This is a genomic window from Nocardia sp. NPDC047648, from assembly GCF_040642815.1.
GTDB classification, from domain to species: Bacteria; Actinomycetota; Actinomycetes; order Mycobacteriales; family Mycobacteriaceae; genus Nocardia; species Nocardia gamkensis.
Map to the genome: position 1 here is coordinate 408542 of NZ_JBEYSX010000004.1, position 13838 is coordinate 422379.

General features: G+C 68.9%; 17 protein-coding genes. 4 read left to right on the forward strand and 13 right to left on the reverse strand.

All coding sequences use genetic code 11. The annotated features are described in order from the left end of the window. Positions 1 to 324 precede the first annotated feature (324 nt). From ABZ803_RS12960 to sigE, 5 genes are all read right to left on the reverse strand, one after another. Positions 325 to 1182, reverse strand: a complete 858-nt coding sequence (locus ABZ803_RS12960) for a hypothetical protein (protein WP_040869495.1) — start codon at positions 1180 to 1182, stop codon at positions 325 to 327. Positions 1183 to 1234: 52 nt separating this feature from the next. Beyond that, entirely contained in the window at positions 1235 to 1651 is a 417-nt protein-coding gene (gene tatB, locus ABZ803_RS12965; protein WP_040869494.1) for a Sec-independent protein translocase protein TatB, read from the reverse strand. Between the two features lie 33 nt (positions 1652 to 1684). After that, on the reverse strand, positions 1685 to 3223 hold the full coding sequence (locus tag ABZ803_RS12970; protein WP_357036285.1) for a trypsin-like peptidase domain-containing protein: 1539 nt from the start codon (positions 3221 to 3223) through the stop codon (positions 1685 to 1687). A 10-nt stretch (positions 3224 to 3233) separates the two neighbouring features. Next, positions 3234 to 3626, reverse strand: a complete 393-nt coding sequence (locus ABZ803_RS12975) for a hypothetical protein (protein ID WP_357036288.1) — start codon at positions 3624 to 3626, stop codon at positions 3234 to 3236. 61 nt (positions 3627 to 3687) lie between these two features. Next, positions 3688 to 4347, reverse strand: coding sequence for an RNA polymerase sigma factor SigE (gene sigE, locus ABZ803_RS12980; protein WP_357036291.1), 660 nt, complete (start codon positions 4345 to 4347; stop codon positions 3688 to 3690). Between the two features lie 271 nt (positions 4348 to 4618). On the opposite strand from sigE, the gene ABZ803_RS12985 reads away from it, so the two are divergent. The 3 genes from ABZ803_RS12985 to ABZ803_RS12995 all read left to right on the forward strand — a co-directional run bounded on the left by ABZ803_RS12985 (position 4619) and on the right by ABZ803_RS12995 (position 6033). After that, positions 4619 to 5257 carry an O-methyltransferase gene (locus ABZ803_RS12985; RefSeq protein ID WP_040869678.1) on the forward strand — a complete coding sequence of 213 codons (639 nt, stop codon included), beginning with the start codon at positions 4619 to 4621 and terminating at the stop codon, positions 5255 to 5257. Between the two features lie 75 nt (positions 5258 to 5332). Next, positions 5333 to 5566: a hypothetical protein gene (locus tag ABZ803_RS12990; protein WP_157172873.1), complete on the forward strand. Its 234-nt coding sequence runs from the start codon at positions 5333 to 5335 to the stop codon at positions 5564 to 5566. A gap of 242 nt (positions 5567 to 5808) precedes the next feature. Further along, positions 5809 to 6033: a hypothetical protein gene (locus ABZ803_RS12995; protein ID WP_357036294.1), complete on the forward strand. Its 225-nt coding sequence runs from the start codon at positions 5809 to 5811 to the stop codon at positions 6031 to 6033. Positions 6034 to 6048: 15 nt separating this feature from the next. Here ABZ803_RS12995 and glgC read toward each other — a convergent pair whose 3' ends face one another. Further along, positions 6049 to 7263: a glucose-1-phosphate adenylyltransferase gene (gene glgC / locus ABZ803_RS13000; protein ID WP_357036297.1), complete on the reverse strand. Its 1215-nt coding sequence runs from the start codon at positions 7261 to 7263 to the stop codon at positions 6049 to 6051. A gap of 137 nt (positions 7264 to 7400) precedes the next feature. Between glgC and glgA the strand changes: the two genes are divergently transcribed. Beyond that, entirely contained in the window at positions 7401 to 8555 is a 1155-nt protein-coding gene (gene glgA / locus ABZ803_RS13005; RefSeq protein ID WP_357036379.1) for a glycogen synthase, read from the forward strand. Between the two features lie 9 nt (positions 8556 to 8564). On the opposite strand, the gene ABZ803_RS13010 is transcribed toward glgA, so the two are convergent. From ABZ803_RS13010 to ABZ803_RS13040, 7 genes are all read right to left on the reverse strand, one after another. Next, entirely contained in the window at positions 8565 to 9440 is an 876-nt protein-coding gene (locus ABZ803_RS13010) for a putative RNA methyltransferase (protein ID WP_357036300.1), read from the reverse strand. Then, the gene (locus tag ABZ803_RS13015) at positions 9441 to 9608 is read right to left on the reverse strand and encodes a DUF3117 domain-containing protein (RefSeq protein ID WP_011211259.1); all 168 of its coding nucleotides are present in this window, start codon (positions 9606 to 9608) and stop codon (positions 9441 to 9443) included. Between the two features lie 141 nt (positions 9609 to 9749). After that, positions 9750 to 10343, reverse strand: coding sequence for a DNA-3-methyladenine glycosylase I (locus ABZ803_RS13020; protein ID WP_357036303.1), 594 nt, complete (start codon positions 10341 to 10343; stop codon positions 9750 to 9752). After that, on the reverse strand, positions 10340 to 10660 hold the full coding sequence (locus ABZ803_RS13025) for a DivIVA domain-containing protein (protein WP_357036306.1): 321 nt from the start codon (positions 10658 to 10660) through the stop codon (positions 10340 to 10342). Before ABZ803_RS13025 ends, ABZ803_RS13020 begins: the two co-directional genes overlap by 4 nt. Before the next feature lie 51 nt (positions 10661 to 10711). Beyond that, positions 10712 to 11848 (reverse strand): Mrp/NBP35 family ATP-binding protein, encoded by a 1137-nt coding sequence (locus tag ABZ803_RS13030; RefSeq protein ID WP_062974595.1) that lies wholly within the window; start codon positions 11846 to 11848, stop codon positions 10712 to 10714. A 19-nt stretch (positions 11849 to 11867) separates the two neighbouring features. Beyond that, the gene (locus tag ABZ803_RS13035) at positions 11868 to 12731 is read right to left on the reverse strand and encodes a lytic murein transglycosylase (RefSeq protein WP_357036309.1); all 864 of its coding nucleotides are present in this window, start codon (positions 12729 to 12731) and stop codon (positions 11868 to 11870) included. 113 nt (positions 12732 to 12844) lie between these two features. Further along, positions 12845 to 13838: lytic murein transglycosylase (locus ABZ803_RS13040; RefSeq protein ID WP_357036312.1), on the reverse strand; the 994-nt coding region annotated here is incomplete at its 5' end.

Here is a 13838-nt window from a genome sequence, read left to right on the forward strand (position 1 = left end):
GGTTATCGTCCAGCTATTCAATCATCTCTGTATGAATGCGCTCCGACGAGGGCCGGTGACGTGTGCCACACGAGAGAAGGGTGGCCGGCGTGATGCTCCTGAGTCGTTACGACCAGGTGATAGGTGGAATGGTTCGCGGCATGCTGGAGCGTCCGCTCGATGTCCACTGTCCGGATTTCCAGCCGTGGATGCGCTCAACCACGATGTCCACATATTTGCTGAATGTCGTTGGGCGCGTGGAGCCGACGCGAGGGTGATCACCACCGCCGGTAGGGCGGGTCCGACGCCGGTCTCCGGCAACGGAGGTCGAGCGAGGCAGGTGAGTCAGCGGCGCACACCCGTTGCGGGCGACCTGTTTTCGGGGTCGTGGCGGTAGACCGGAGTGAGCAGGTCGGCTTCCAGGGGTTCACCCGTGGCACGGTCGAAGCGACAGGCGATCAGCACCGAGAACAGGTGATTGCTCGCTCGTTCGTGCAGCGTGGCCAGCCGGGTGGCGAGCAACCGGATGGCGCCGAGCGAGCCGGGGGGATGCATGCCGTCGATCATCAATACACTGCCCCGCCCGTCGGGCCGGGGAAGCCTACCCAGGTAGGCGATGTCGTGCGGTTCCGGCCCGCCCGGCCGGTACACCCGCCGAGCCGCCCGGTCCTCGATCCCCCGGCGCGCGTCCCCCACTCTCGCCACCGCGCGGCGCAAACGCGGATCGGCGGCCACCAACTGGCGCAGGCTCGGGGACAGTTCCGGACCGCCCAACACGATCAGGCCGTCACGCCGCAGGTCGATCGGGCGGCCCGGTAGGAAATGCTCGACCGCTACGCTGAAGCCGAGTTCGCGCAGGAGCTCGGCGAGTCGCTGCGGTGCGGCGGGATCGGGCGCGCCGATCACGCGCCCGGCGCGCACCTCGGGGACGAGGACGGTGAGCGAACCGTGCCCGAAGAACAGCCCTTCCGGCGCGGGGCCCTGGGTACTCACCTGGTGGATGCGGGCCCGGGAAAGGCCCGCCGCCGCACCGATTCTGGCGAAGGTCCAGCCTTCGGCATGGAGCTCCCGGATCACGGCACGCCGAATCCTGGTCAGTTCGTTGATGGTCTGCTGGGCTGCCGCCACCCCGTCGGTGGCCGCTTTCAGTCGCTCGACCTTGTCCTCGATCGCGAACACGCGCGCCACGTCATCGGCCGACATGTGCGAAGTCTAGACAGCTGAACAGCGCTATGCGTCTAGTCTGCTTGACGAATCAGGTGGCGTCGGTGTCGATCGGCGGACGTTCGTTGCGCTCCAACGGCTTAGCCAACTTGGGCATCGGGTAGTCCGGCATCCCGCTGTTCGTGCTGTACAGGTCCTTCGGATCGGGCAGCGCGCTGTCGAAATCCTTGAACAGCGAATCGTCGCCGTTGAGAAGGTGTTTGGTCACCATCGCCCGCGGAGTCATACCGCGCAGTTCGTTCAGGTCGGCCAGCGGCTTGCGTAAATCGTCGAACTCCGGCCCGAGTTCCTGTCGCAACTGGGACGTGGCGCCGCTCGCGTAATCGCGCACCTGCCGCAGGCTGCGCGTGGTCCAGCGCACGGCACCGGGCAAGCGCTCCGGGCCGAGGATGACGAGGGCGGCGACGAGCAGGATGACCATCTCGCTCCAGCCGATGTTGCTGAACACGTAACCAGGCTACCCGGCGATCCGGCCGCCGGGTCAGTCGGATTCCAGCGTCACCGGCACGTCCACCTGCCTGCCGTCGCGGATCAACTGCACGTTCACCGTTTCGCCGATCTTGCGCGACTGCACCGCGACGACCAGTTCGTCCGGACCGGTGACCTCGCGATCGCCGACCTTCACGATCACGTCACCCTCCACGATCCCGGCCTTCGCCGCGGGACCGCCCGCCACGACGTCCGCCACCGCCGCACCGCTCATGACCTCGTTGGCCACCTGCTTGGTGCGCGCGCTCAAGCCGATCGTCGGGTGGTGCACGACGCCGTCGCGGATCAAGGTCTGGGCGACCTCGATCACCTTGTCCACCGGGATCGCGAAGCCGAGGCCGACCGAGCCGCCGGTCTCGCTGCGGATGGCGGTGTTGATGCCGATCACCCGGCCGTCCATGTCCACCAGCGCGCCGCCGGAGTTACCCGGGTTGATCGAGGCGTCGGTCTGCACGGCGTCGATCACGGCCTTCGTGTCGCTGCCCTCGCCCTCCAGCTTCACCGGGCGGTGCAGGGCGCTGACGATGCCGGAGGTCACCGTCTTGCTCAGGCCGAGCGGCGAACCGATGGCCAGCACATCGTCACCGACCTGGACGTTGCCGGATTTGCCGAGCTGGGCGACGGTGAGATTCTTCACATCGACCTTCAGCACGGCCAGGTCGGTCTTGGGGTCGCGGCCGACGATCTGGGCGGGCACCCGGGTGCCGTCGGAGAACTGCACCTGGATCGCGGACCGGTTGGACTTGTCCTGCGCGGCCATCGAGACGACGTGGTTGTTGGTGACCACGTAGCCGCCGCCGTCGATCACCACGCCGGAGCCGGTGGCGCCGTTGTCGCCGACGGTCACCCGGATGGAGACGACCGAGGGCAGCACGGCGTTGGCGACCTGGGCGATCATGCCGTGCGGGCGGGTGCCGTCACCGGTCTGTTCGAGGGTCACCTTCCGTGAGGTGAGCGTGGAGGCGGTCTCCGCGGTCAGCCGTCCGACCAGCCCACCGACCAGGCCGATGACGACCGCGACGAGCGCGAGCACGGCCAGCGCCTTGGGCGCGACCCGGGAACCGAACAGGACTTCGCGGGCGCTGAGCTTCTCGGCCTGCGGCAGCGTCTGCGGCTTGGGGGTGGGCACCGCGGGGGCGCCCAGGCGTGCGACCGCTTCGGGATCACGCCACGGATCGGCCGGTCCGGCCACGGCCGACGGGCCGTCGGCGGCGTCGGGGTCGCGCTGCAGGATCTCGGTGGAGCCTTCCGGGCGCCCGAACGCCTCGGCCAGCACCGCGTCGGGCGGACGGTTCTGCAGTTCGGGACCGGATTGCGGCGCCGAACCCGCCTTGCGCAGCGGCAGGGGGTCGGCGAACGAACCGGATAGGCCGGACGGCCTGCGGAAGGCACGTGCGGTGTGCGTGTCGACATGGGGCCGGTAGACCGGGCGCGGACCGAGAACGGGTGCGTCCGGCGGACGGAGATTCCCGCGGTCGGCCGCCGAATCCGAGGTGTCGGCCGATCCGGAATTCGTCGATTCGGTGGTCACTCGGGAAACTCTACTTGCGCCACCACGTGGTCCACCGGGTCGCGGTGAACGAATCGGCCAGAAAGCCGAAAACCGCCTCGTTGCGCCCGGACTGGCCGGAAGCCGACGAGGGCGTCCGGCCGCTGGACGCGCCGCCCGGCAGCTCCGCGAGCGGAATCCTGGTCAAGCTGTCGTGCAGGCCGGTCGGAATCGCGACCTGGCCCGCGTGCCGCAACGCGATGCGCGCCTGCTGCTGGGCATCGACCTCCGCCGCGCACTCGGGACACAGCGACAGGTGTTGAGCGGCACGCAGGTAGGCGTTCATCCGTAGCTCCCCGTCCACGTACGCCGCGACCGCCTCACTCGCCAGATGCTCGGTGGGGCGGAAACGGGGCGGACCGGACGTGCTGGAGTCGCCACTCATTCGGTGCTCACCCTTTCAACCGACATCGACCGAGGTTCGGGCGATGCCGGCGTCCGACGAATCACCCTATGTTCGCTTCAGCGGCGAACCGCTGCTCACTTCCATTATGCGCAAGGTAGTCGCGCAGGGCTTGACGTCCACGATGGATCCGACTGCGCACAGTGCCCAGTTTCACGCCGAGCGTAGCGCCGATCTCCTCGTAGGACAGCCCCTCGATGTCACACAGCACCACGGCCGCGCGGAACTCCGGCGCGAGCGAATCCAGGGCCGATTGCAGGTCGGGATCCAGCCGGGCGTCGTGATATGCCTGCTCCGGCCCCGGGCCCTCGGCGGGCACCCGGTCGTAGTCCTCGGGCAGCGCTTCCATCCTGATCCGGTTGCGGCGGCGCACCATGTCCAGGAACAGGTTGGTGGTGATGCGGTGTAGCCACCCCTCGAAGGTGCCCGGCTGGTAGTTCGACAGCGAACGGAACACCCGGATGAACGTCTCCTGGGTGAGGTCCTCCGCGTCTTGGGCGTCGCCGGAGAGGCGATACGCCAACCGGTAGACCCGGTCGGCGTGCTCCCGGACCAGTTCGTCCCATGTCGGCATCGCCGACCGGTCACCGGTGGCATCGAAGGCAGCAGTCCCGCTCAGCTCGACCGCGTCCTCGACGGAGTCGGCTTCGACCGGCAGGATCTGCTCGGGCAGGGTGGCGTATTCGCGCGCCGCATCGACCATGTGGATGGGGCTACCTCCTACTAGGGACCGCAAACGTGGGGACTCGCCACGGTCCGGGTCTTCGGACCGTCACGTACGGATACAACAGACAACCGGTATGTCGTTGTTCCCGCGTCCCGTGTTAATACACGGTCGGTTGCTCATACTCTTTCTGGTCCTGATATGGCCGGGATATGGAGATCCTGAGGGTCACCTGAGAAAACCGGCGGCGGAAATGGCGGGCGGCGCGTGTTGTCCGGAACGCCGAGATCACCCGCCCGGCGTTAGCCTCATACCCGTGGCATCGAATCTGGAGCGGAATCTCGCCTACGTGGAGGAATCCGTCGTAGAGGACGAAATCCTCATCAGCGCGCGCGAACGGGCCACCGAACTCGGCGCTGTCCCCGTGCCGCCCTCGGTGGGGGCGCTGCTGAGCATGTACGCGCAGCTGCTCGGAGCGCGCGCGGTGGTCGAGGTCGGTACCGGCGCGGGCATCAGCGGATTGTGGCTGCTCGACGGCATGCGCGAGGACGGCACGCTGACCACCATCGATTCGGAGCCGGAACATCAGCGCGCGGCCAAGGAGGCGTTCCGCGCCGCCGACATCCCCCCGGCGCGCACCCGGCTGATCAACGGACGGGCGCTGGATGTGCTGCCCCGGCTGGCCGACGGCGCCTACGACCTGGTCTTCATCGACGCGGCGCCGCTCGAGCACCCGGAGTACGTCGCCCAAGCGGTGCGTCTGCTGCGCGAGGGCGGCGCCATCCTGCTGCACAACGCGCTGCTGGGCGGGCGCGTACCCGATCCGGCGCAACGAGATCCGGCCACTCAGGCGGTGCGCGCCGCCACCCGCGCCATCGCGGAGAACCCGGAACTCACCTGTGTACTGATTCCGGTCGGAGACGGATTGCTCTGTGCCTCACGGGGTTAGTGATTCGCGCGCGGTCTGATTCCTTCCCGGAATCCGGGGTATGCGCTGAGAAAGAACCCAGTGAGGAAAACAGTTATGCGTGAACTAACTCCCATCGAAGTAGCGGTCATGGGGGATGTCGTGACCGAACGGCGAACGAGTTGGCTGCGGCCGACTCTGTTGGCCCTGCTGTTCGTGATTCTGGGAGCCGTGCTCGTGATGGTGGTGGTGAGCAACACCGATTTCGACACCGGCCCCGAGAAAACCACTCCGCCCCCGGGACCCTGCGAGCCGTTCTGCACCCAGAACGTCGCCCCGCCCGCACAGTAATACCTCCGTCGACGGCGGCTCTCGCTCCGGCCGAATAGGCTTGCCGCCGAAGTTTTTCCGGAATTTCGGGCCGACGCGCCCTCTTCTCCTGGCGAACGCGCCACCCACAGGTGATCGGCGGAACTCGCGAAAAAGCGACCGCATCGCCACGATTCGGCTCGAGCCGCAGCGCGACGCCACTGACCGACCGATACTGGTGGAGGTCAGGTTCCGAACGGATCCGGAAGAGGTGCGCCGTGGTGATGATGATGTTCCTTTGGGACGAAGACGAGCGTCGTCCCAAATCGATCCATTGGGGCCGGACCATGATCGCTTTCGGCGCGGTGCTTTTGTTCGCCGTGCTGATGGTCTATTTGGTGTGCACCGCCGATTTCGGTGACGCCTCGAAATCGACCGTGCCGCGCACACCGGGACCGTGCGCGCCGTTCTGTCTCGGCCCGCAGGCGCCCGAGCCGGGCGGACCCTAGGACCGCTCGCCGCGGCTACACCCACACGCCTTTGCCGACCGTGACCACCCCGCCGTTGCTCACGGCGAAACGGCTGCGATCGCGCGCCAGGTCCACTCCGATGATCTCGCCCTCGCCGACGACCACGTTCTTGTCCAGAATGGCGTGCCGCACCACCGCACCGCGTCCGATCCGCACGCCGGGCATGAGCACACACCCTTCGACGGTGGCGCCGTCGTCGACCATGACATTGGCGCTGAGCACCGAGTTGCGCACGGTGGCGGCGGACAGGATGCTGCCCGCGCCAACGATGCATTCCTGCGCCAGGCCGCCCTGGGCGAACTTGGCCGGCGGCAGGTTCTCGGCCGCCCCGCGAATGGGCCAGTGGCGGTTGTAGAGGTTGAACACCGGGTGCACCGACACCAGGTCCATGTGCGCGTCGTAGAACGCGTCGATGGTGCCTACATCCCGCCAGTAGCCGCGGTCCCGGTCGGTGGCGCCGGGCACGTCGTTGTCGGCGAAGTCGTAGACGCTCGCCTGTCCGGCCGCGACGAGGGCGGGAATGATGTCGCCGCCCATGTCGTGGTCGGAGTCGGCGTTGTCCGCGTCCGCCCGGATCGAGTCGACCAGCACCTTGGTGGTGAAGACGTAGTTGCCCATGGACGCGAACGTGACGTTCGGATCGTCCGGGGTACCGGGCGGATGCGCGGGTTTCTCCAGGAACTGCGTGATGCGGCCTGCGTCGTCACTGTCGATGCAGCCGAACGCGCTCGCCTCGCTGCGCGGCACCCGGATACCCGCCACGGTCACGCCGGCGCCGGAATCGATGTGGTGGCGCACCATCTGCTCCGGATCCATCCGGTAGACGTGATCGGCGCCGAAAACCGCGATGTATTCCGGGTCCTCGTCGTAGATCAGGTTCAGCGACTGGAGGATCGCGTCCGCGCTGCCGGTGTACCAGCGTGGTCCCAGCCGCTGCTGCGCGGGCACCGGGGTGATGTACTCGCCCGCGAAACCGGACAGCCGCCAGGTCTGCGAGATGTGCCGGTCGAGCGAGTGCGACTTGTACTGGGTGAGTACGCACAGCCGCAGGAAACCCGCGTTGACCAGATTGCTGAGGACGAAGTCGATGAGTCGGTAGGCGCCGCCGAACGGGACGGCTGGCTTGGCGCGGTCGGCCGTGAGTGGAAAGAGTCGCTTGCCCTCGCCACCGGCGAGCACGATCCCGAGTACGTGCGGCTGGCTCCTCACACCTGCCAAACTACCGGGTGGAACGCCCGTGAGTGGCCGCCGCGGACCCGAACGTCTACTTTGGATCGGTGAGTTTCGGCACGGATGGCGGACGTTCGGCGGTGGATTCCGACGAGCGGGACCGGCTTCGCGTCGCGATGCTGACCCGCGAATATCCACCCGAGGTGTACGGCGGGGCGGGGGTGCACGTCACCCAGCTGACGGCGCATTTGCGTCACCTGTGCGAGGTGACCGTGCACTGTATGGGCGTCGAGCGCCCGGATGCCGTGGTCCATCAACCGGATCCGTCGCTACACGCCGCCAACGCCGCGCTGCGGATGATGTCCGCCCAGCTGCGGATGGCCGACGCCGTGGGCGAGGTGGACGTGGTGCACTCGCACACCTGGTACAGCGGCTTGGCCGGGCATCTGGCCGCGACCCTCTACGGCATCCCGCACGTGCTGACCGCGCATTCGCTGGAGCCGCGCAGGCCGTGGAAGGCCGAGCAGCTCGGTGGCGGCTACCGACTGTCCTCCTGGTCGGAGCGCAACGCCGTCGAGCACGCCGACGCCGTCATCGCGGTGAGCGAGGGCATGCGCCGCGACGTGCTCGACGCCTACCCCGCCGTCGACCCGGCCCGGGTCCACGTGGTGCACAACGGCATCGACGGGACCGTCTGGCATCCCGGTCCGGCGACCGGTGACGAGCCGTCGGTGCTCGCCGAACTCGGCGTGCGTACCGACCTTCCCATCGTCGCCTTCGTCGGCCGCATCACGCGCCAGAAGGGTGTCGGCCACCTGCTGGCCGCCGCCCGCGACTTCGATCCCGACATCCAGCTCGTGCTGTGCGCGGGCGCGCCGGACACCCCCGAGCTGGCGCAAGAGGTCACCGCGGCGGTACACGAGCTGCGGCAGCGCCGCGGCAACGTGTTCTGGGTTCGCGAGATGTTGCCGACCGAGCAGATCCGGCAGATTCTCGCCGCCGCGTCGCTGTTCGTGTGCCCGTCGGTGTACGAGCCGCTCGGCATCGTCAACCTGGAGGCGATGGCCTGCGCGACCGCGGTGGTCGCCTCGGACGTCGGCGGCATCCCCGAGGTGGTCGACAGCCGCAACGGACGGCTGGTGCACTACGACGCGGGTGCGGCCGCGGACTACGAGCACGGGCTCGCCGCCGCCGTGAACGAGGTGGCGGGCGATCGAGAGCTGGCTGTCCGGCTGGGGGCCGCCGGGCGGGAGCGGGCGATCTCCGAATTCGACTGGTCGCGCATCGCGGCGCGCACGGTGGCGGTGTACGACGAGATCAGGAAGGGCTGAGCCGGGCGGTCAGGCCGCCGGGCGGTAGGTGCCCACGACGACCGAAGCGGTCACCTCGACGGACTCCGGCAGCCGCGCCGGATCCGCCGCTGCCGCGGCGGCGTGGTGCGCGGATGGACCCATTCCCACCACGTGCGCGACATCGGCTCTGGCGAGCGTCATCGGGTACTCCACCAGCGTCCGGTCGACCGGTTCGAAATGTCCCGCCATGGCGGCGTCGAGCCTGCGGTCCTTGTCGGGGTCGACCCGGACCATGTCCAGTGGCTCGATCAGCTCGCGAAGATGACGCTCGGTGGGTGTGGCGACGACGAAGCGGCCGTCCTCGGCGAGCACCCGGGCGATCTCGCCGGGATTGCGCGGGGCGAAGACGGAGAGTACGCAGGCCAGCGCACCGTCGCGGATCGGCAACCCACGCCAGGCGTCGGCCAGCACCGCCGCGGCGCGTGGGTGGGCGCGGGCGCAGCGCCGGACGGCGGGTTTCGCCACGTCCAGTCCGATGCCGACGGCCGGGGGAGCGGCGTCGAGCGCCCGGGCGAGGTAGTAGCCGGTGCCCGCGCCGATCTCCAGTACCGGGCCGTTTGTCCGGCGCGTCGTGACGGCGTGCGTCACCGCGTCGGCGATCGGCGCGAAGTGCCCTCCGCTCTGGAAAGCGGCACGAGCGTCGAGCATGGCCGCGGTGTCCCCGGTCATCTTGGTCGACGCACCGGTCAGCAAACTGACGTAGCCCTGTCTGGCGACGTCGAAGCTGTGGCCACGACCGCAGCGCAGTGCTCGATCCCGCGGTTCGAATGCGAGCGGCGCGGCGTCCTGGTACGCCCGAATGCATTCCGGGCAGGCCAGGACGCCGGCCGCGTCGGCGAGGGCCGAGTGCTCAGCCGGGCCCACTCAGCTCGTGACGCTCTTCAGTTCGTCACCGAGCGCCGCTGCCTCGTCCGGCGTGAGTTCGACGACCAGACGCCCGCCACCCTCGAGTGGAACCCGCATAACGATTCCACGCCCTTCTTTGGTTGCCTCGAGGGGACCGTCCCCGGTGCGGGGCTTCATGGCCGCCATCCTCTGCTCCCTCCAGATCTGCGCGGTCTGCTGCGCACTTTCTTGGAACTCCAGTTGTCACCAACCAGTGAGCTCGCCGGCGTTTGGCGAGCTACACCCGTCCCATTCTTCCCTATCGCGGATGTGGACGGATAGCTGAGTTCAAAAAGTGACCGGTCGGCCCGTGCCGGACCGGTCGTTGCCCACCCAGCAATCGGCCAGGTGGTCATCCACCATCCCGGTCGCCTGCATCAGGGCGTACGCCGTGGTCGGTCCGACGAACCGGAATCCGCGCCGTTTCAATTCTTTTGCCAGCGCGATGGATTCGGGTGTGGTCGCGGGCACGTCGGCGCCGCGGCGCGGGCGCGGGCGCGGCGGTGGGGCGAACGACCAGAGCAACTCGTCCAGGCCGATGTCGAGGTCGCGGGCCACCCGGGCGTTGGCGACGGCCGCGTCGATCTTGCTGCGGTTGCGGACGATGCCCGCGTCGGCCATCAGCCGGGCGACGTCGTCGTCGCCGAACTCCGCGACGCGCTCGATGGCGAACCCGGCGAACGCCGCACGAAAGGCCGGGCGTTTGCGCAGGATGGTCAGCCAGGACAGGCCGGATTGAAACGCCTCCAGGCAGAGCCGCTCGAACAAGGCGTCGTCGCCGTGCAGGGGCTTGCCCCACTCGTGGTCGTGATAGTCCCGATAGAGCTGGGACTCCAGCGGCCAGGCACAGCGAACCAGGCCGTCGTCGGCCAGGGCGCTCACTTCGACTCCGGCGCGATCGGCGCCTGCCACCGCGCGGCCTGCGCTTCGGCCAGCTGGTGCTGGAGCTCATCGATCCGCGCGGCCAGCCGGGTCAGCGCCCAATCCACCTCGCCGGCTTTGTAGCCGCGCACCACCTGCTGGAAGCGCAACGCGCGCACGTCCGCCCCGGTGATCCCTTCCACCGGCAGCACGGTGGCCGTCGTCCCCTCCGGCAGCGGCCCCAGCTCCTCCGACCGCCCGAACACCGCACTGGCAAGTAAGAACAGCACCGCGGCGACCAAGCCGACGATCAGCACGTACAACAGCATGGTGAGCATGAGGTGAGCTTATTAGGGCACACCGACAGGCGGTCTCGCGCGTCGTGCTCGCTACAGATGCCGGGTGGTGTCGATGCCGAGGGACATGCCCGCGAGGCCGCGGCGGCGGACGGCGAGCTTGTCCGCAACCTCCAGCAGAGCCTTGGCGGCGGGGTTCTCCGGATCGCGCAGCACGATCGGGGTGCCTTCGTCGCCCGCTTCCCGCAGCGCCTGTTCGATGGGGATCTGACCGAGCAGCGGCACGGTCGCGCCCACCGCGCGGGTGAGCCGGTCGGCGACGGCCTGGCCGCCGCCGGAACCGTACAGGTCCATCCGGGTGCCGTCCGGCAGGTCCAGCCAGGACATGTTCTCCACCACGCCCGCGATGCGCTGGCGTGTTTGCAGCGCGATCGCGCCCGCCCGCTCGGCCACCTCGGCGGCGGCAGGCTGCGGAGTGGTGACGACCAGGATCTCGGCCCCCGGGATCAGCTGCGCGATGGAGATGGCGACGTCGCCCGTGCCGGGCGGCAGGTCGAGCAGCAGGATGTCGAGGTCACCCCAGAACACGTCGGCGAGGAACTGCTGCAACGCCCGGTGCAGCATCGGGCCGCGCCACACCACGGGCGTGTTGCCCTGCGTGAACTGGGCGATCGAGATCATTTTCACGTCGTGCGCGACCGGCGGCATGATCATCCGCTCGACCTGAGTGGGCCTGGCATCGGTGCCGAGCATGCGCGGGACGGAATGACCGTAGATGTCCGCGTCCAGCACGCCGACCGACAGACCGCGCGCGGCCATGGCGGCGGCCAGGTTCACCGTGACGCTGGACTTACCGACGCCGCCCTTCCCGGAGGCGACCGCGTAGACGCGGGTCATCGAGCCGGGCTGGGCGAACGGGATGACCGGATCGGCCGAGTCGCCGCGCAACTGTTTGCGCAGTGCGGTGCGCTGCTCGTCGTCCATCACGTCGAGCTCGACGGAGATGGCGCCCACACCGGGCACGTCGGCGATGGCCTTGGTCACCCGCTGCTGGATCTCCGTACGCAGGGGGCAGCCCGCCGTCGTCAGGTAGATCTCCACGTGGACATCGCTGCCGGCGCCGATGACGACGCTTTTCACCATGCCCAGTTCGGTGATCGGCTTGCGGATCTCCGGGTCGTCGACCTTTGCGAGGGCACCCCGCACGTCCGATTCCGTAACTACTGGCATGGCAGGAATTTTAGGCGTGTCAAATTTTCGGCAGATCCGCGGGCCGGGGTGCGACCCCCGTGCTGTAGGAGGTCTCCCAGGCCATGACGTTCGCGACATAGGCCATGGAGTGGTTGTAGCGCAGGATCGCTTTGGACTGTTGTGCCAGGTCACGCATGTTCAGGCCGCCTTCGCACAGGTACTTCCCGGCGGTCAGGGCGGCGTCGAACAAATTCTGCGGATCGGCGATGCCGTCGCCGTTGCCGTCGCCCGCGTAACGCTTCCAGGTGTCGGGCAGGAACTGCATCGGACCGATCGCCCGGTCGTAGCCGTCCAGGCCGTCCAGTGCGCCGTTGTCGGAGTCGCGAACGACGTGGTTGCCGGTGAGCGAGCCGTCCAGCACGGGGCCGTAGACGGGGCTGAGCGGGTTGCCGTCGGCATCGGCCTTGCCGCCGAAGGCGTGGGTGGACTCGACCCGGCCGATGCCGGCCAGCAGCGACCACGGCATGCCGCACACGGGGTTCTCGGCGGCCAGCACTCGTTCCGCGTTCTGATATGCCGCCACGGCCACGCCGGGGACGCCCAGCGGCCCGGCGGGCATCGCGGCTGGTTGCCGCCCACTCGGCAGCGCAACGGTTTTCACCACGGGCGTCGCGGTGGGCGCGGCCTTGGCCATTGCGTGCGCGAGGAATTCGGTGCCCGCGACGGGCTCGACGGCCGACTGCGGCCGGGCGCCCTGCACGTCCTGATCATCCGGCGTCTGCACCGCGGTCGCGAGCGGGACGGCGTCGCCGACCTCGGAGGCGGCGGTGACGGAGACGAGCCCAGCGGGAACCAATCCGGTCAACGCGATGACGGAACCGCGTCTGACGGTGGCAGGCGGTTGTTTTCGATGACGCCCCACGGTGTGGTGACCCTCCCATGACTCGCTGTGAGCCCTTTGTTACGGACCGAGGGAGAGGCTACCGCATCCGAGATCTTTTTGTTACTGCTTCGTGATCTGAGACGAAGTTTGAATCACTGCGGGGGCGCGACCAATGGCGCGGGCAGGGGGATGACGATGCCGAACGGCAGGGTGATTCCCGGCGGCGGCGTAGGTGCGGATTCGGCGCTGGGCGCCGCTTCGGCTTCGGGCGCCGGGGCGGGCGGGGTGGTGGTAGCGGGTTCGGTGTCGCCGTGCGGTGCGTTGCCGGGGACGGGCAGGTCACCGGGGATGGGCGCGGATTCGGTGGTGGCCAGCGTGGTATCGGGCTGAACGCACCCGGCGGCTGCCCGGTCCGTGGCGCCGGGCTGCCCGAGGGCTCCGGCGTCGGCGGGCCTGCCCGCCACGGCGGGATCGGCCGGGCCGGCGGGGGCGGCGGGGTCGTGGGGTGCGGTCGCCGCGCCGCCGTAGGGCTGCTGCGGCGCGAGCGGTACGCGTGCGGTCCCGGGTAGGTCCGGGAACGGCATCGGGGCGGGCACTGATTGTCCCGCACACGGATTCACCGGCGGCGGCGGGCAGAAGATCCCGCAGGGAATAGGCGGCAGACCCGGGATCGTGATCATCACCTGGGTCGGCTGCTGTCGCGGCCGCGGGGCGGGCGCCTGGCCCGCCGCCCGGGCCTGTTCGGCCGGATCGGTGGTCGGAGTGGTCGTGCGCACCGCGGACATCTCCGAACCCGGCGACAATGCTCCCGGCGGTATCAGGTCCGGCGAGATACGCACCTGCGTAGGCGAACCCCCGGTCCGATACGCCGCCGCCCAACTCAGCACATTCGCCGCATACGCCATCGAGTTGTTGTACCGCAACACCGCGCGCAACTCCTGCGACGGATCACGCAGATCCAAACCCCCCGAACACAAATACTTCCCCGCCGCCAACGCCGCGTCGAACACATTATGCGGATCGGCCACCCCGTCCCCATTACCGTCCGCGGCATACGCCCCCCACGTCCCCGGCAAGAACTGCATCGGACCCAACGCCCGCACAAACCCCCCATCCGCGGCCTTGATCACCTCATTACCCGGCAAA